Consider the following 227-nt stretch of genomic DNA (forward strand, 5'->3'; position numbering starts at 1 on the left):
GGCTTGCCTTTGCTGCCCGTTTTTTCCTCGTGGGTCGCTAAGAACTCCGTGATTTTATCTGCACTTTTATCCAGCTTTTCTTTTTGCTTTAAATCCTGTGTTATCAACTCTTCGCTCAGGCTATCTTGTGATTGGTGACGTTCGATAATACGTTTACTCGCGCGTTCTAGTTTTGCTTTTTTACGCCCTAGCTCATCGAATGTGCCGCTCCATTCTTTACTCGCATT

The 227-nt window shown here is 44.1% G+C and carries 1 pseudogene; it reads right to left on the bottom strand.

The annotated features are described in order from the left end of the window. Window positions 1-227 (bottom strand): annotated as a pseudogene (locus H5158_RS23085) (transposase); the annotation flags it as partial.

The organism is Pseudoalteromonas sp. SR45-6, assembly GCF_014163545.1.
Taxonomy (GTDB): domain Bacteria; phylum Pseudomonadota; class Gammaproteobacteria; order Enterobacterales; family Alteromonadaceae; genus Pseudoalteromonas; species Pseudoalteromonas rhizosphaerae.